Origin of the sequence: Qipengyuania atrilutea (genome assembly GCF_013370205.1) — a bacterium.
GTDB lineage: Bacteria > Pseudomonadota > Alphaproteobacteria > Sphingomonadales > Sphingomonadaceae > Actirhodobacter > Actirhodobacter atriluteus.
The window spans coordinates 530584-547258 of the sequence record NZ_JABWGV010000003.1 but is presented as its reverse complement, the minus strand read 5'-3'; the positions used below and the strand labels follow the sequence as shown (position 1 = coordinate 547258).

Below are 16675 nucleotides of genomic sequence, written 5' to 3'. Positions count from 1 at the left end.
GAGACAATTCGAAGGGGGCGTCATGCCTGACGGTATTTTTCAGTACGGAATGGTGGCCTTCTTGGCAATCGCGCTGCTCGTCGCAGCATTCACCGATTTGCGCCGCCGCCAGATCGACAACTGGCTCAATCTCGCGATCGCCGTGACCGCTCCGCTCTACTGGTGGGCGAGCGGCCTTTCGCTGTGGCCGGACGTCGCCATCCAGTTCGGCTTTGCACTGGCAGTCTTCGCCGTGCTGCTCGGCATCTACGCGCTTCGCGCGATGGGCGGCGGCGACGTGAAGCTGCTCGTCGCGCTGTCGCTCTGGATCCAGCCTGCGCTGTTTTTCAAGCTGCTCATCATCATGGCGCTGGCCGGAGGCCTTCTGACCATTCTGATGGGCGTTTGGCACGTCACCCGCCGCCGGAAAAGCAAGCTCGTCATCCCATACGGCGTCGCAATCGCTGTGGGCGGACTGTGGGTTCTGGGGACCGAACACTGGTCCGCCGGATCGAGCGTCATCGGTCTGGGATGAGCGCGTGCCCGCAAGAGACAGCGCCGCGCAAACCCGATCTTAACCATTGGGGGTTTATGCCCGGCAACCATAAATGCCCGTATGTTGGATATCGGGCCGATACGAGGGGGCTAGTATAGCCATGGACAAGAAGAAACTGGTTCTGCTGATTGGTGCGCTTGTCGTCGCCATCGGTTCTGCTTTGATGGTTCGCAGCATGTTTGCAGGCGCAGGTGCGCCGCAAGCCGAAGCTGCTCCCGCCGTGAAGGAAGGCCCGCGCGTACTGGTTGCCCAGCGCGCCCTGCCGCTCGGTACGATCATTACCGCCGACGCTCTCCAGTTCCAGGAATGGCCGGAAGAGCTGGTTCAGAACGCCTACTTCATCGACGGTGAAACGGACCTCAACGCCCTTCTCGGAACGGTCGTTCGCTATCCGATCACCGCAGGTGAGCCGGTAACGCAAGGCGTCCTGGTCAGCCCGGGCGACCGCGGCTTCCTCGCAGCAGCCCTCTCCCCCGGCATGCGCGCCGTCACGGTACCCGTGTCCGCCAAGACCGCTGTCGCCGGCTTCGTCTTCCCTGGCGACCGCGTCGACCTGATGCTGACGCAAACCGTTGCCAACGAAGACGGTGATACGCTGAAAGCCACGGAAACCATCATCCGTAACCTTCGCGTGCTGGCGACCGACAAGAACACCGAGCAGCTGACCAAGGACGGCAAGACTGTCGTCCGCACCTTCCGCAACATCACCTTCGAAGTGACGCCGCGGATCGCCGAAAAGCTCTCGGTTGCGCAGACCCTCGGAACGCTGAGCCTGTCGCTCCGGTCGATCGCCGACAGCGAAGCCGACCTCGAGAAAGCCATCGCATCGGGCACGGTCGTCGTCCCCGAAGGCGCATCGCCCGACGAGGAAGAGCGTCTATTGCGCCAGGCTGCAAGCCAGCCTTCCGACGGCCGCACGACCTACTCGACCGGTGCCGACGTATCGCGCTTCGAGCAGCTCAACCGTCGCCGCCGTCCGGAAGCGGCACAGGGCGGTACTCCGGCAGCGGTAGCGCAGGCACCCAAGGGTCCCGTGATCCGCGTCACCCGCGGCAACAATACGCAGGAAGTTCCGGTATCGCGTAACGGCTCGGTCGTCGGCGGTGAGCGCCAGCAGAACGCCTTCGAACAAATGATGGATGCCGCTCTGCGCTCGCAGGCCCGTCAGATGGAAGAAGCTGGCGCAACGGTCGGAGCTTCGACTGGCGCGACTGTCCGCTGACGCCATGATCCGCGCAACACACAACGCTTTAAGCAAGAATTCGAACGTGAGGGGCAATACAATGAAACGCCGCCGTACTTTCACTATGCTGCTTGCCGGACTGGCCCTTGCGCCGCTGGCCGGTATGCCTACCGCCCCGGCGACCGCCCAGGCGGTGACCGAACCGGCACAGGAAATCATCCTGTCGATCGGCAAGGGCCAGCTTATCACCGTTCCCGGCTCGATGACCGACGTCTTCGTCGCCAACGAGGGGATCGCCGACGTTCAGGTCAAGTCGCGCCGGCAGCTCTACGTCATGGGACGCGGCGGCGGCGAGACGACGATATACGCCAACAACGCGGCCGGCGACATCATCTGGTCGGCCAATGTCCGCGTAGGCTCCAACATCGACAGTATCGACCAGATGCTGGCGCTGGCGATGCCGGAAGCACGCATTGCCGTTTCGACCATGGGTTCGAACACGGTGCTTCTGACCGGCGCAGTTGCCGCTCCGGAAGACGTTGCCGAAGCGCAGCGCCTGGTCGAAGCGTTCACGGGCGACAGCGTCAACGTGATCAGCCGCCTCAAAATGGCGACACCGCTGCAGGTCAACCTGCAAGTCAAGTTCGCGGAAGTCAGCCGTTCGCTCGTCCGGGCGATCGGCGGCAATCTGCAAACGATCGACACCTCGAGCGGCTTCCGCTTCGGGATCGGTAACGGCCGGGTCATCACCAATCAGTTCAACACTGGTGGCCCGCTGGCAATCGGTCCGGGTGCGACTGCAGTAGCCGGCGAACTTGCCGACGGTACGGAAGTGCCGGGCACCGCCATCCGCACGAACGGTTCGGGGACGACGATCGGCGCTTTGACCCGCTTCCTCGGTCTGGACCTTCTCGGAGCACTCGACCTCGCCGAACGGCAGGGGCTCGTAACCACGCTTTCGCAGCCGAACCTCACTGCGCTTTCTGGTGAAACCGCTGACTTCCTCGCGGGCGGTGAATTTCCGATCCCCATGAGCCAGGGCTTCGGTGCGACATCGATCAGCTTCCGCCGGTTCGGCGTGAGCCTCGCCTATACGCCGACAGTGCTGGCGAACGGCCGCATCTCGATCCGCGTACGTCCCGAAGTGTCCGAGCTTTCGAACCAAGGCGCGATCGTGGTCGACGGATTCAACATCCCCGGCCTCACCATCCGCCGCGCGGAAACCACGGTGGAATTGGGTTCCGGCCAAAGCTTCATGATTGCAGGCCTGATGTCGAGCTCATCGCAGAGCACGATCAACAAAGCTCCGGGTGCGGGCGATATTCCGATCATCGGCAACCTGTTCCGCTCGACGAACTTCCAGAAGGGCGAAACCGAACTCGTGATCGTCGTGACGCCCTATCTGGTGAAGCCAGTGAACGGCAACGAGATCAAGCTGCCGACCGACGGCTACCGCTCACCCAACCTGCTTCAGCAGCACATCCTCTACAAGGATAACGACGGGGTTTCGGGCGCATCGCGGCCCATGCCTCGGGCGGCAGGCGAAGCGGACACCGGTCCGGGCGTATCCTACACGGGCCAGGGTCCGGTCGCCCCCGGCAAGAACGACGAGCGCAAGGTGGAACGCCGTGCGGAAGCCCTGAAACCCGGCTTCAGCTTCGGCACGGAAGGGGAATGAACATGGCGTCTCTACTCAAACAGAACCTGCTTCGCGCAGCCGCGCTCGGTATCGGGGTAACGCTCGCAAGCTGTGGCGGAATGCCTGAGAACCGCTCGCTGTATAGCACGAACCAGCCGATCGTCGAACGGGCCAACTACACGCTCGACGTGCGGTCCGGCGCCGACGGCCTTACCATCAACGAACAGCGCCGCGTGCAGGACTGGTTCGAGACGATGGGCCTTCGCTACGGCGACCGCGTCTTCGTCGACGATCCGGTCGAGAACCCGGCAACCCGCGACGACATCGCCGAACTGGCGGCCCGCCGCGGCATCCTGCTCAGCGAGGGCGCTCCGGTAACGAGCGGATCGGTCGATCCCGGCGTTTCGCGCATCGTCGTGACGCGTTCGGACGCTTCGGTCCCGAACTGCCCCAACTGGTCGGTCAAGACCGATCTGAACTACACGAACGGCGTTCACCCCAACTTCGGCTGCGCGGTCAACAGCAACATCGCCGCGATGATCGCCAACCCAGAAGATCTGATCGCAGGGCAGGAAGGCTCGGGCGAAACCATTCTGACCGGCCAGACACGGGCCATCGACAGCTATCGTTCCAGCACGCCCAGCGGAAGCGGCGGTCTGGGCGGCAGCGCTACGCAGGGAGGCGAATGATGAGTGCACAGTGGAAACCTAATGGCGGTAACCGCGATTCCTTCGCCGCTTTCATCTGCGACGAAGGTGCGCTCGACGTTCTGCGTCCGGTCGTCATCGAACTCGGCTGGCAGCCGGAAAAGTGCAACAAGGGCGGTCTGCGCAATGCGATCCAGTCCCTGTCCGTCTCGGCGAGTCCGAACATTCTGATGGTCGATCTGTCGGAAAGCGGCGATCCGCTCAACGACATCAACGCACTGGCAGAAGTTTGCGAGCCCGGCACGGTAGTCATCGCCATCGGCCAGGTCAACGACGTGCGCCTCTACCGCGACCTGCTTGCGAGCGGCATCCACGACTACCTGCTAAAGCCGCTTTCGGCGAGCCAGGTACGCGATGCGCTCAATCAGGCGCAGGCCATCTTCAACGCACCGAAGAACAGCGATCCCGATGCGGTCACGCGCCACATCTCGACTGCGATCATCGGTACGCGCGGCGGCGTCGGTGCCTCCATGCTGACGACCTCGCTCGGCTACCTTTTCAGCACGAAGCACAACCTGCCGACGGCTTTGCTCGATCTCGACATTCACTTCGGGACCGGCGCACTTGCGCTCGACCTCGAGCCGGGCCGCGGCCTGACCGACGCGATCGACAATCCGAGCCGTATCGACGGACTCTTCATCGAACGGGCCATGATCCGGGCGAACGACAACCTCGCGATCCTTTCCGCAGAAGCGCCGATCAATTCGCCGCTCATGACGGATGGAGCGGCATTCCTGCAGCTCGAGGAAGAGTTCCGCCAGGCGTTCGAAATGACGCTGATCGATCTTCCGCGAAACATGCTGATCAACTTCCCGCATCTGCTCAACGACGTGAACGTGGTGGTCGTGACCTGCGACATGACGCTGGCCTCGGCCCGCGACACCATCCGGGTTCTATCCTGGCTGAAGACGAACGCATCGCACGCAATGCCGCTAGTCGTCGCCAACAAGATCTCGCCCGCCGCGACCGAAATCAGCAAGTCCGACTTCGAAGCCTCCATCGAGCGCAAGGTCGATTTCCTGATCCCGTTCGACCAGAAGGCGGCTGCCAACGCGGCAAAGCTGGGTCAGCCTTTCGCGCAGGCCAATGCGTCAAACAAGTCGACCAGCGTCATCGCACAGGTCGCGGAGCATATCCTCGGATCGAGCGCCGAGGACGGCGAAGGCGGTGCGGACGGCAAGAAATCGCTGCTCAGCGCTTTCGACATCAAATCGCTGATGGCGAAGAAGGACAAGCCGAAAGCGAAAGCGGACGCTTGAGACAAGGGGGCGGCGGCAGGCAGAAACGCCCGCCACCGCCCACTTCGAACGAATGAAACGGAACGGGGCGGAGTGAAGCGATGAGCGTGATGCAAACGATACTGATGGCTGGCGGCCTCGTAGCCTTCATGGCGATCGTGTATTACGTCCTGGCTGGCCCGTCGGCGTCGAAAGCGACGCAGCGCCGCCTTCAGGCGGTCCGCTATCGCCATTCGGAAAGCGCGCAGACAAAAGTCGAATCGCAGCTGAAGAAAGCGATCGCCTCGCGCAAACCGAAGCTAAACCACGCTGCCGGCTCGCGCTCCAAAGCGGAGGCACTGGCATTGCGGCTCGACCGCACGGGCAAGACGTGGACGGTTTCGCAGTACCTCTACGCGTCGCTGGCGGTCGGACTGTTCGTGGCCCTGATCCTCTTCCTGAAGTCCGGTTCAGCGGCACTGTCCGGGTTCGTTGGCCTGCTGATCGGCGCGGGATTGCCGCACCTGGTCGTGAATTTCATGATCAACAAGCGCACCAATGCCTTCAACGCGAAATTTCCCGACGGGATCGAGCTGCTCGTCCGCGGCCTTCGCTCGGGCCTTCCCGTGACCGAAACGCTGCAGGTCGTCGCGCAGGAAGTCCCTGGTCCGGTGGGCCAGGAATTCAAAGCCATCGTGGAGCGGATCAAGATCGGCCGCACGATGGAAGAATCGCTGCAGGACACCGCAGACCGGCTCGGCATTCCCGAGTTCAACTTCTTCTGCATCACGCTCGCCATCCAGCGCGAAACCGGCGGTAACCTTGCCGAGACGCTGTCGAACCTTTCGGACGTGCTGCGCAAACGCGCGCAGATGAAGATGAAAATCCGCGCGATGAGCTCGGAATCCAAGGCGTCCGCCTACATCGTTGGCGCCCTCCCCTTCATGGTCTTCACCATGATCTGGTGGATCAACCCCAGCTACATCGGCGGCTTCTTCACCGATGAGCGCCTGATCGTGACCGGCCTCGGCGGCCTTGTGTGGATGAGCCTCGGCGCATTCATCATGGCCAAGATGGTCAGCTTCGAAATCTGAGCGAGGACAGGTAAGTATCATGACCCAAACAGGAACCGGTCCCACGCTCCTCGGTGTCGACGTCCTACTCGTCGGCAGTGTCCTTGCAGGCATTGCAGCCTTCGCCGTACTCATCGCGATCTACGCTGCCGTTACGGTTCGCGACCCGATGGCGAAGCGCGTGAAAACGCTCAATGCCCGGCGCGAGGAACTCAAGGCGGGCATCGTCACGGCCAGCGCGAAGAAGCGTCAGAGCCTGGTCCGCAAGACCGACACGACCGAGAAGATCAAGGAAACGCTTGCGAGCATGAAAGTGCTGCAGGACAGCCAGATCAAGGACGTCCAGCAGAAGCTCGCTCACGCCGGTATCCGCAACAAGGATCTTGCCGTCGTCGTAATCGGGCTTCGCATCGTCCTGCCGCTCGTACTCGGTACCGCAGCGGGCCTGGTGCTCTACGTCTTCGACTGGTATCCGGACTGGAGTGCATTCAAGCGCTTCATGGCGTTCGCCGCTGCCGTCATGGGAGGCTACAAGGGGCCGGAAGTCTACCTCAAGAACATCGCGAAGAAGCGTACCGACGCCATTCGCAAGGGTCTGCCGGACGCTCTCGACCTTTTGGTAATCTGCGCCGAAGCAGGCCTTACGGTCGACGCCGCCTTCAACCGAGTCTCGAAGGAACTGGGCCGCGCCTATCCGGAACTGGGCGAGGAATTTGCCCTCACTTCGATCGAGCTGTCGTTCCTCAACGAACGCAAGCAGGCATTCGACAATCTGGCCTACCGCGTCGACCTCGAGGCGGTCAAAGGCGTAGTCACGACGATGGTCCAGACCGAACGCTACGGTACGCCGCTCGCCTCCGCGCTGCGCGTGTTGTCGGCCGAGTTCCGTAACGAGCGCATGATGCGCGCAGAGGAAAAGGCGGCGCGCCTGCCGGCCATCATGACCATCCCGCTTATCATGTTCATTCTGCCCGTGCTGTTCATCGTGATCCTTGGCCCGGCAGCCTGCTCGATCTCGGACGCGATGCTCTGAAAGGCCCGCGCCGCGAGCAAAAGAAAAGGGCCGATCGGAATACGTCCGGTCGGCCCTTTCCTATTCGCGGCTAGAAGGGGTCAGTCGTCCGCCGTGAGGCTGCCGGCACGCTCCCGCAACCGCTGCAAGAACCCCTGGAGCTCCTTTCGCTCGGCAGCTGAAAAGTCCTCGAAAAGCTCTCGCTCGATGCGCCGGGCGAGCGGCATGATCTGCGCATGGATCGCGCGGCCTTCATCTGTCAGATCGAGCAGATGCGACCGCCCGTCGTCCGTGTTGGGTTTTCGCTCGATCAGACCACGATCGGTCAGCGTCTTGCAGGCCCGGTTGACCGCGACCTTGTCGAGCAGGGTCAAGTCCACGAGTTGCCGCTGTGTCGGGCCGCCTCCGTCACCTAATACGGCCATGATGCGCCATTCGGTCATCTTGAGGTCGAACCGGCAGCGGTACTGCTCCGCTATCCGGGCGCTGACCGCATTCGAAGCCACCGATAGCTGATAAGGCAGGAAGTCCTGCAGGTATTCCGTGTCCGTTTCGCTTTCCATTCGGCGATCTGTAAAAGGTCACCGGTGCTTGGCAAGTGCGGTAACTTTCGGCTCCGCGGCTGCAGCGCAGAGCCGAAGTTCGGACTTTACTATCGCGGAGCCATGCGGATCGCGCCGTCGAGGCGCACGTCCTCGCCGTTGAAATAGTTCGTTTCGATCATGCACATGGCGAGCTTGGCGTATTCTTCGGGATTGCCGAGGCGCTTGGGAAACGGAACGCTGGCATTGAGCGCCTCGATCGCTTTTTCGGGCAGACCCATTAGCAGAGGCGTATGGAAGATGCCGGGCAGGATCGTGTTCACGCGTATCCCCTCGTTCATCAAGTCGCGAGCAATCGGCAAGGTCATGCCGACCACGCCGGCTTTCGACGCAGAGTATGCGGCCTGACCAATCTGACCGTCTTCGGCTGCCACGGAAGCCGTGTTGACGATCGCACCGCGATTGCCCTCGTCGGTAAGCGGGTCGAGTGTCATCATGCCCGCCGCCGACTTGGCGATGCAGCGGAAGGTGCCAATGAGGTTCACCTGCACCACGAAATCGAACGCGCTAACAGGAAAGCTTTTTATCTCGCCCGTCTGCTTGTCGCGGCTGGCGGTCTTGATTGCGTTGCCGATCCCCGCGCAATTGACGAGAATACGCTCCTGCCCGTGCGCGTCGCGCGCCTTGGCAAAGCCCGCATCGACATCTTCGTCGCTTGTCACGTTGACCTTGCAGAAGACGCTGCCAAGTTCCTCGGCCATCGCATTGCCCTTCTCTTCGTTCATATCGAAGATCGCGACCTTGGCGCCCTTCGCTGCGAGCGCACGCGCTGTGGCCGCGCCGAGCCCGGACGCACCGCCTGTTACGACGGCGGGCGTGTTTGCTGAAACTTCCATGACATTCCTCTCAATTCAGTATGATTTACAGCGCCTCGACGATCGTCACGTTGGCGACGCCGCCGCCTTCGCACATCGTCTGCAACCCGTATTTCTTGCCGCGCGCCTTCAGCGCGTGAACCAGTGTCGCCATCAACTTGGTACCGCTCGCGCCGAGCGGATGACCGAGCGCGATCGCGCCGCCGTTGACGTTGAGCCGTTCCGGATCGGCACCGGTGTGCTTCAGCCACGCGAGGGGAACCGGGGCGAAGGCTTCATTGACCTCGTACAGGTCGATGTCGCCAATGCTCATCCCCGCCCGCTTCAACGCCCTGTCGGTTGCGAATAGCGGTTCTTCAAGCATGATGACCGGATCGCCCGCGGTGACGGTAATGTTGTGGATGCGCGCCATCGGGGTAAGCCCGTGCGCCTTCAACGCTTCTTCCGAGACGATCAGGACCGCGCTCGATCCGTCGCAGATCTGGCTTGCGGAAGCAGCGGTAATGACACCCTCTTCCGACAGTTTCTTGACCGAAGCGATACCTTCAAGGCTGGCATCGAACCGGATGCCTTCGTCGACGGTGTGCATTTCCTCGCCGTCCGCAGTCTCGATTTCGACCGGCACGATCTCCTTGTCGAACGCGCCTGCTTTGGTGGCACGAGCGGCCTTCCGGTGACTTTCTAGGGAAAATTCGTCGAGCTGATCCTTGGAGAGATCGTGCTTCTTGGCGACCATCTCGGCACCGACGAACTGCGACCACATTACATCCGGATACTTCTCTTCAAGGCCCGGCGACTTGTAGTGCCCCAGCCCCTCTTTCATGTGAAAGCTGCCGGTCGAACCCATCGGAACGCGGCTCATGCTTTCAATACCGCTCGCGATCACGACGTCCTGCGTCCCGCTCATGATCGCCTGCGCGGCGAACTGGATCGCCTGCTGCGACGAACCGCACTGCCGGTCGATGGTCACGGCGGGAGTGGATTCGGGCAAGGTCTTCGATGCGAGCACCGCGTTGCGGCCAACCTGGAAGGACTGCTCGCCCGCCTGCATCACACAGCCCATTATCACGTCCTCAACTGCCGCTGGGTCGACACCGGTCCGCTTTACGAGTGCATCGAGAGACTTCGCAGCGAGGTCAACCGGGTGGACACCCGCAAGGCGCCCGCCCCGCTTGCCCCCTGCAGTGCGAACGGCATCGACGATATAGGCGGCTGGCATAGGCCTCTCCGATTTAAAGGTTGCTGTTTGCCACTCGTTTATGGTTGGTTTCCGTTGACGTCAAGGCGCAGCTCAAAGGCGATCGTGAGCGATGGTTGCAATGAAGCGTGCATTATACCAATCACAACAGCATGTCCGAGCCAATCAACATTTTCGAGGTCAGCAGCGATCTTGATACCGATGCGCTGGCTGAAGCCTATGCCCCTATACAGCGCATTCAAATAAGAAATGTCCTGACTGAAGCCTCTGCCGAAGCACTGCGCAGGGCCCTGGCGGAACAAACGCCATGGGGAATGGCGGCTCAGGCAGCAGACGGAACGCCGCGCGACTTCCGCATGGAAGAACTACGACAGCAATCGACTGCCACCGAGGCTCAGGCCATTCTGAAACAGGTTCATGATGCAGCCGCGCGAGGAGATTACGCCTTCCGCTATGCGCGTTATCCACTCGTCAAAGCTTACAAGGAACGATGGAACCCCGGCGGCCTGCATGAGATATTAATCGAACATATAAATACCGAGCCGTTTCTCGAACTTGTTCGCAAAGTGACGCGCCGCCCGGAACTCGTGAAAGCCGACGGTCAAACGACCCTTTTCGGACCCAATCACTTTCTCGGACGCCATCAGGATCAACAGTTGGACGAGGGCTGGACCATCGCTTACGTCCTTAACATGACGAGCATGAAGTGGCATCCCGATTGGGGCGGCTATCTCCTGTTCTACGATGACGAGGGCGACGTCATCGATGGCTACCTGCCCCGTTTCAATACACTGAACCTGTTCACCGTGCCGCAGCATCATGCAGTAAGCTACGTTCCACCGCACGCTCCGCAGGGACGCATTTCGATAAGCGGATGGTTCCGCGATCGGTAGTGCTAGGAGCAACCATCGATGACCCGGGGAGAAACGTTAAATCAAATACGCAGCGCCATGCAGCGCGGCGATCTGATTGCGGCGCGGGCGATTGCCGATCATGCGTATGCAGCCTCCCCTAAGGATGCGTTATTAGCCGATACAGCCGGCGATCTTGCGTTAAAAGCCGGTGATGCGATTACTGCCGAGTTGCGGTTTCGGGAAGCGGCCCAGTTGCAACCCGATTTCCCTGATTTTGCGCTCAACCATGCAGTCGCCCTGCAACGTCTCGGTCGCCACCGCGCAGCGCTAACCGTGCTTGCCCCCCTCGAACGTTCCGGCCGTGACGTCCCTCGTTATGCCAGCCTGCGCGGCGCGTCACATCGTGCTTTAGGAGAAATGGCGCAGGCTGCGCGGTGGTACGATAAAGTTCTTGTGCTCGACCCGCGCCATGCGAAGGGTTTGCACGGACGCGCTCGGGTCGCCTTGGAGCGCGGTGAGGCGGCCGCCCCATCCCGGTTCGATCGGGCGCTTGCCGCTAATCCAAAGAAAATCGATCTTTGGCTTGGGAAGGCGCAAGCTTTGGACGCTGAGGGCGATCCCGACAGTGCCCGCACCCTTGCCGAACAAATCTGCTCGCAGGCACCAACATATCTACCGGGACTGGAGTTCTTGAGCGGACTGTTGTTGGCTGCAGGGGAGGAAGATTTCACAGCGCCCTTCGTGAACGCCGCGCAGAAAGCTCCGCAAGATGCTAACATCGCGGTAGGTCATATCGCTACGCTTGTCGGTCTCGACCGCGATGCGCAGGCCTCCGAAGTAGCTGCTGCTGCCCGGCTTCGATTTCCGAATGAACCGTATTTCGCGTTGCAGGAGGCTGTTCATATCGGAACCTCCGGCCGGTGGGACGAAGCTGAGGCGCTGTTTGCGGCCCTGCCCGGGTACGTGCCGGGCCGCGCGCTATACGAAGCGCGCCATGCCTTGCGCGGACGCGATCTTGCGCGAGCGCAGGCGCTTTTAGATCAAGTGCTTACGAACGATCCGTGGAACATTTCGGGTTGGGCGCTGCGCGGTATTGCGTGGCGACTGACGGACGACCCTAGAGCGCACTGGTTACATGAGCAGGAAGGGCTCGTTCAAACGTTGCGGCTCCGCGGGCCCGATAAGCTAATTGAGAATTGCGCGGCGGAGCTACGCCGGTTGCACCGTGGCTCGGCGATGCCGCTTGGCCAAAGTTTGCGCGGCGGAACGCAAACGCGCGGCATTCTATTTCATCGTAGAGAGCCGGTTTTTGCCGAGTTAGAGATTGCGATTACTGAAACTTTGGCGGAGTACCGCGCTGGCCTTCCCCAAACCGATCCGGATCACCCTCTCCTGCGGCACTGCGATGCACAATGGGAACTGGCAGGATCATGGTCCGTCAGGCTCACGGGCGGCGGAGATCATCACACAGCACACATCCATCCTCAGGGCATCGTTTCTTCCGCGCTGTATCTAGTCGTTCCCGAAGCGGCAAGCGGACCAGAGCAAGAAGGGTGGCTGGAAATCGGTCGACCGAAAACGGACCTTGGGCTCGACTTACCGCCTCTTCGCACGATCAGGCCGGTCGAAGGGCACCTCGCCTTGTTTCCCAGCACCGTGTACCATGGCACTACACCATTTCGCTCCGCCGAACGGCTGACGGTGGCGTTTGATGTCGTGCCAACCGGGAGGTAGTGATGGACAAGGTACGGAAGGAAAAGGTCTGGAAGGCTTTCTGGGATCGACAACGCACGGTGCGAACGCCCGGAGTGGTCTCGCAGCAGTGGGACGCAATTAGCCGCGCTCAATTCGATGCTTGGGCCGATTTTAGTGCGCTTCTGCCGTTAGAGGCACGCGTTCTGGATCTCGCAACTGGTTTCGGCAAACTTCCCGAGATGCTGCGCGCCATCCGCAGCGATGTAACGATTGTCGGCATAGATGTCGCCGAGCCGCTGCCCAAAGGTTCGGATGGCGTTCAGTTGCTCGGCGGCGTGTCCATGGAGGCACTGCCCTTTGACGAGAGCCAGTTCGATGCCGTGGTGAGCCTGTTCGGTTTCGAATATGGGGACACGGCTGAGGTTTCCCGCGAGATACTGCGCGTATTAAAGCCTGGCGGGCCGATCGGTTTCATGGTCCATCGCGGTGATGGCCCAATCCTGTCACATAATCGAAAGCGCGCAGAGCAATTGAGTTGGGCCATTACCGAGCGCGGCTTGTTCGGAACCGTAATCGCAATGCTACCGTCCGACAATTCACTTTCAGAAGAAGCAATAAGCTTTGCCGCCGGTATGGCTGAGGAGGGGCGGCGGCGGTACGGCCAAGTATCGGTAGCATGGGAATTAGCGGAATCGGTCCGTCGGACGCTCCTTCTGGGGCCGAGCGGACCGCGTCGCAAGCTGATCGACACCTTGAAGTTCATTGAGGCGCAAGCGCAAAGTGAACTAGGACGCATCGCATCGCTCGAGAAAGCGTCCGAGGTGGCAGACGATCGGCAAAGTTTGCTAGCCGAGCTTACGGCTAACGACAGGCAGCAGCAGACCACGGCTCAGGTCGCCCTGCCTGGCGAACCTCCATTCGCGGATCTCCTGATCCTTTAGGTTCGCTTTGGCGGAACGCTCTAGCAGTTGCTTTGCGATTGCGGCGTTCCATTATCCGTTGAACGGTCACGCCTCGCCAACAGAGCGGCTACGATCTGCTCGCAAAAAAGGGCGGCGAACCGAAGTCCGCCGCCCCATATTGTTACTCTTGTCGTTCAGCAACTATCAGAAGTTGAAGTTGGCTGAAACGAAGAACCGGCGTCCGAGAACGTCGTAGGTGCTTGGGTAAGTATTCGCCTGCTCTTGGTTGTCACCGAGAAGCAGCGTATTGTCGCAGCTTGTCACTACGGTGCCTTCGAACGTCGGCGAGCACGGCAGGGTGTCGAACAGGTTGTTGACGCCGAACGTGACCGTGAACTCTTCCGTCGCTTCGAACGCAAAGGTCAAGTCAATAAGGTCATAGCTATCGATTGTGTCGACTGCGAAACCACCCGTTTCGTCGTCCACTTCACCGAGGTGACGCCACCGAACTGAGGCCGTTACCGGACCGTCGATCAACGACGCACGGCTCGTCCACTTGAACTCCGGCTGGGGTTGACCGCAACGAAGGCCGAAGAATCCGGCGCATTCAAGGGCCTCGGCTCCAGGGAAGGCGTTGAAAGTGTACTTATCCGTCCACGTTCCGAGGAAGCCGAAGTTCAGTCCAGATTCCCCAGTGTCGGTGAACAACGAGAACGGAGCCGTCGTATCATAGCTCACCTCGAGGTCGATACCCGACGTTTCGAACGATGCGATGTTCTGGCCGCCAAGGGGTACTGCAGTATCTACGATGATGACGCCTGCATTGTTACGGATTGTTTGGTTGAAGAACGGCGCACATGCACTCGCTGTCGGATCCTGGACATCGTTGAAGCAGAGTTCCAACGATTGAGCCAAGGAAATCGTCGAAATAGCGTCTTCGATCTCAATGTTGAAGTAGTCCGCCGTGATGACAAGTCCGGGAACGAAGTCAGGCTGCAACGCGACACCGAAAGTGTAGCTAGTGGACGTTTCTTCCTGCAGGTCCGGGTTTCCGCCAAACGTTGCCGGGATCTGAGTATTCAACTGAAGGCCTGGATCGCCAACCGAACCGGCGGGAACTCCATTCGCGATACACAGATCACGCAGCGTTCCGGAAGTGGCGGCCGAGGTCGCGCAGGGGTCTGTAGCAGCCGGGAAGCCGAGCGCCGCACCGCCGAACAGTTCGCCGACGTTTGGTGCGCGAATAGCCCGCTGATACTGACCGCGAAGAAGAACGCCGCTAACCGGTTCGAACTCAACACCGCCGGCATACGTCCAGACACCGCCAACGTTTTCGAGCGAATAGTCGGAGTAGCGACCAGCACCCGTAAGTTCGAGACGCGCGGATCCGAACTCAACAGGAACTATGAGTTCGGCAAACACTTCCCTAACATCGTAGGAACCTTCGGTAGGCTGTCCCGCATTAAAACCGATCACGTCACCCGAAGCGAGTGCGGTGTCCGGAATGAACTGCGACGCCACGCGGCGGTACTCTCCACCGACTGCAAAACCGATCGGATCAGATCCGAAGAGTCCGAAGTCGCCGAATGTTCCAGCGATAGATGCGTTTGCGACTTCTAACGATGAAATATCGCTGTTCTGCGCAAGGATGGAGATATCTTCGACATCTTCCGGCGTCAGTGTGTTCGGACCAAAAATGTTGATCGGGTTATCACTTGTCCCGTCCAAACCAGCCTGGAACAGGCTTGCCGAAATATTGCCTTCCTGAATGTTCGAGTTGCGCGTCCGTGCGAACGAATAATACGCATCGTATTGCAGCGTATCAGTGATCGGACCGGTAACGCCGGCGAGCACGCGGAATGCGCTGCGCTCATCGAGCGAGTTACGCGAACCCGTCTCGACGGTACGACGCTGCAGGAAGAGATTGATGACATCGTCGTCATCTCCTTCCTGCGCTTCGAGCTGCTGAAGCTGTGCAAAGTCACCAGGACTCAGGAACGATTGTACCGAGGAAAGGTCGACATCGAAATCACCCGTGACCGGCGTCGCAGCAAGTTCCTGCTGAACCCGGTTATTCACATATGTGACTTCGGTGTACAGCGAGTGTCCTGCGCCAATTTCGTAATCGGCATAGCCACCGAAGAGGTAACGTTCTTGCGGAATCTGCAAATAGTTGGCGGGAGCGTAGTTATACAGGTCACCTTGGCGGGTGCGGAATTCACCCGCTTCGTCAAAGACCACCGCACCGTTCGCATCAAAATCGGTGCCGGTCGTGTCGGAATCGCCAAAGTAGCGAATGACGCCGCTCGGAAGCGTGGATGAACCGCCCTGTGACAGATCGGGATCGCCGCCGAGTGCGAAATTGGAAAATGCACGATCGCCTTGGAAGACGGAAGAACGATTGAAATACTCACCAAATACGGTTGCGCTACCGCGACCGTCGTCGAACGAAGTACCAAGTGCGCCATGAATTTCGTAGCTAGCGCCATCACCGCGTTCGGTAACTGCGTACTGGCCACCAATTTCGGCACCTTCGACGTTCCGAAGGCGGAAGTTGGTGACACCGGCAATAGCATCCGAACCGTAAACGGCCGAAGCACCGCCCGTTACGACGTCCACCGATTCAATGAGGAAGGATGGAATGGTGTTAAGGTCAACGATCTGTGCCGTATCGAAGAATACCCACCGGCGTCCGTTGACGAGAACAAGGTTACGAGCCGCACCGAGACCGCGAAGGTTAAGGGTGGCCGAACCGTTACCGGGGTTGTTGGAGAACGACGTCGTGCCCGGAACGACCTGCGGCAGAGAGTTGATCACGTTTTCGACGTTTACGGTGCCGGACAGCTGAAACTCTTCAGCATTGACCACGGCAACCGGAGCCGCAGTATCGACGTTGCGCTGCGGAATGCGCGACCCGGTGACGACGATAGGCTCTGCGAAATTAGCATTATCCGCATCAGGAGCAGCTTCCAAGCCTGGCTCCCGCTGCTCTTCGTCGACCTGCGCTTGCGCATACACAGGCGAAGCCATCATGGCCCCCGCCATGACCGTGCTCGTCAGCAGAGCGACTTTGGAAAAATTATACGACATTGCAATCCCCTTTAGACGAGGCGTTGAACGTGACGCCCCCGGAAGAAATTTGTTTCAGACGTAACCCTGAATTTGGCGCATCTACCCAGCAGTTCCGTGCTGTTCAATTGCACAACTGCGGCAGGGCGTCCGTAAGGCAGCTGGTGTGGTAAT

General features: G+C 60.3%; 14 protein-coding genes. 10 read left to right on the top strand and 4 right to left on the bottom strand.

From position 1 onward, the window contains the following. The first annotated feature begins 22 nt into the window (after positions 1-22). The 7 genes from HUV48_RS10645 (at position 23) to HUV48_RS10615 (ending at position 7387) form a co-directional block, all read left to right on the top strand. Entirely contained in the window at positions 23-514 is a 492-nt protein-coding gene (locus HUV48_RS10645; RefSeq protein ID WP_176267735.1) for an A24 family peptidase, read from the top strand. Positions 515-635: 121 nt separating this feature from the next. Further along, on the top strand, positions 636-1757 hold the full coding sequence (cpaB, locus tag HUV48_RS10640; protein ID WP_176267734.1) for a Flp pilus assembly protein CpaB: 1122 nt from the start codon (positions 636-638) through the stop codon (positions 1755-1757). 61 nt (positions 1758-1818) lie between these two features. After that, complete coding sequence (locus HUV48_RS10635; protein ID WP_176267733.1) at positions 1819-3396, top strand: type II and III secretion system protein family protein; 1578 nt, start codon at positions 1819-1821, stop codon at positions 3394-3396. A 2-nt stretch (positions 3397-3398) separates the two neighbouring features. Beyond that, complete coding sequence (locus HUV48_RS10630; RefSeq protein ID WP_176267732.1) at positions 3399-4046, top strand: CpaD family pilus assembly protein; 648 nt, start codon at positions 3399-3401, stop codon at positions 4044-4046. Further along, the gene (locus tag HUV48_RS10625; protein ID WP_176267860.1) at positions 4046-5323 is read left to right on the top strand and encodes a pilus assembly protein CpaE; all 1278 of its coding nucleotides are present in this window, start codon (positions 4046-4048) and stop codon (positions 5321-5323) included. The genes HUV48_RS10630 and HUV48_RS10625 overlap by 1 nt, the downstream gene beginning before the upstream one ends. Positions 5324-5403: 80 nt before the next feature. Beyond that, positions 5404-6375, top strand: a complete 972-nt coding sequence (locus HUV48_RS10620; RefSeq protein ID WP_176267731.1) for a type II secretion system F family protein — start codon at positions 5404-5406, stop codon at positions 6373-6375. Positions 6376-6394: 19 nt separating this feature from the next. After that, positions 6395-7387, top strand: a complete 993-nt coding sequence (locus HUV48_RS10615; RefSeq protein WP_176267730.1) for a type II secretion system F family protein — start codon at positions 6395-6397, stop codon at positions 7385-7387. A gap of 80 nt (positions 7388-7467) precedes the next feature. Here the strand turns inward: HUV48_RS10615 and HUV48_RS10610 are convergent, their stop codons facing one another. The 3 genes from HUV48_RS10610 to HUV48_RS10600 all read right to left on the bottom strand — a co-directional run bounded on the left by HUV48_RS10610 (position 7468) and on the right by HUV48_RS10600 (position 10002). After that, entirely contained in the window at positions 7468-7929 is a 462-nt protein-coding gene (locus tag HUV48_RS10610) for a MarR family winged helix-turn-helix transcriptional regulator (RefSeq protein WP_176267729.1), read from the bottom strand. An 89-nt stretch (positions 7930-8018) separates the two neighbouring features. Continuing rightward, complete coding sequence (locus HUV48_RS10605) at positions 8019-8804, bottom strand: SDR family NAD(P)-dependent oxidoreductase (RefSeq protein WP_176267728.1); 786 nt, start codon at positions 8802-8804, stop codon at positions 8019-8021. A gap of 25 nt (positions 8805-8829) precedes the next feature. Further along, positions 8830-10002, bottom strand: a complete 1173-nt coding sequence (locus tag HUV48_RS10600) for an acetyl-CoA C-acetyltransferase (protein ID WP_176267727.1) — start codon at positions 10000-10002, stop codon at positions 8830-8832. 131 nt (positions 10003-10133) lie between these two features. On the opposite strand from HUV48_RS10600, the gene HUV48_RS10595 reads away from it, so the two are divergent. The 3 genes from HUV48_RS10595 to HUV48_RS10585 are packed head-to-tail and all read left to right on the top strand — an operon-like array spanning position 10134 to position 13471. Next, the gene (locus HUV48_RS10595; RefSeq protein WP_176267726.1) at positions 10134-10874 is read left to right on the top strand and encodes a 2OG-Fe(II) oxygenase; all 741 of its coding nucleotides are present in this window, start codon (positions 10134-10136) and stop codon (positions 10872-10874) included. Between the two features lie 57 nt (positions 10875-10931). Beyond that, positions 10932-12569: a 2OG-Fe(II) oxygenase family protein gene (locus tag HUV48_RS10590; RefSeq protein ID WP_225871638.1), complete on the top strand. Its 1638-nt coding sequence runs from the start codon at positions 10932-10934 to the stop codon at positions 12567-12569. A gap of 2 nt (positions 12570-12571) precedes the next feature. Further along, complete coding sequence (locus HUV48_RS10585; RefSeq protein ID WP_176267724.1) at positions 12572-13471, top strand: class I SAM-dependent methyltransferase; 900 nt, start codon at positions 12572-12574, stop codon at positions 13469-13471. 165 nt (positions 13472-13636) lie between these two features. Here the strand turns inward: HUV48_RS10585 and HUV48_RS10580 are convergent, their stop codons facing one another. Beyond that, positions 13637-16522 (bottom strand): TonB-dependent receptor domain-containing protein, encoded by a 2886-nt coding sequence (locus HUV48_RS10580; RefSeq protein ID WP_176267723.1) that lies wholly within the window; start codon positions 16520-16522, stop codon positions 13637-13639. Positions 16523-16675 lie beyond the last annotated feature (153 nt).

Bases quoted from the DNA above. Each gene is read 5' to 3' on its own strand.
- HUV48_RS10645 (WP_176267735.1), top strand. From the start codon at position 23: ATGCCTGACGGTATTTTTCAGTACGGAATGGTGGCCTTCTTGGCAATC.
- cpaB (WP_176267734.1), top strand. From the start codon at position 636: ATGGACAAGAAGAAACTGGTTCTGCTGATTGGTGCGCTTGTCGTCGCC.
- HUV48_RS10635 (WP_176267733.1), top strand. From the start codon at position 1,819: ATGAAACGCCGCCGTACTTTCACTATGCTGCTTGCCGGACTGGCCCTT.
- HUV48_RS10630 (WP_176267732.1), top strand. From the start codon at position 3,399: ATGGCGTCTCTACTCAAACAGAACCTGCTTCGCGCAGCCGCGCTCGGT.
- HUV48_RS10625 (WP_176267860.1), top strand. From the start codon at position 4,046: ATGAGTGCACAGTGGAAACCTAATGGCGGTAACCGCGATTCCTTCGCC.
- HUV48_RS10620 (WP_176267731.1), top strand. From the start codon at position 5,404: ATGAGCGTGATGCAAACGATACTGATGGCTGGCGGCCTCGTAGCCTTC.
- HUV48_RS10615 (WP_176267730.1), top strand. From the start codon at position 6,395: ATGACCCAAACAGGAACCGGTCCCACGCTCCTCGGTGTCGACGTCCTA.
- HUV48_RS10610 (WP_176267729.1), bottom strand. From the start codon at position 7,929: ATGGAAAGCGAAACGGACACGGAATACCTGCAGGACTTCCTGCCTTAT.
- HUV48_RS10605 (WP_176267728.1), bottom strand. From the start codon at position 8,804: ATGGAAGTTTCAGCAAACACGCCCGCCGTCGTAACAGGCGGTGCGTCC.
- HUV48_RS10600 (WP_176267727.1), bottom strand. From the start codon at position 10,002: ATGCCAGCCGCCTATATCGTCGATGCCGTTCGCACTGCAGGGGGCAAG.
- HUV48_RS10595 (WP_176267726.1), top strand. From the start codon at position 10,134: ATGTCCGAGCCAATCAACATTTTCGAGGTCAGCAGCGATCTTGATACC.
- HUV48_RS10590 (WP_225871638.1), top strand. From the start codon at position 10,932: ATGCAGCGCGGCGATCTGATTGCGGCGCGGGCGATTGCCGATCATGCG.
- HUV48_RS10585 (WP_176267724.1), top strand. From the start codon at position 12,572: ATGGACAAGGTACGGAAGGAAAAGGTCTGGAAGGCTTTCTGGGATCGA.
- HUV48_RS10580 (WP_176267723.1), bottom strand. From the start codon at position 16,522: ATGTCGTATAATTTTTCCAAAGTCGCTCTGCTGACGAGCACGGTCATG.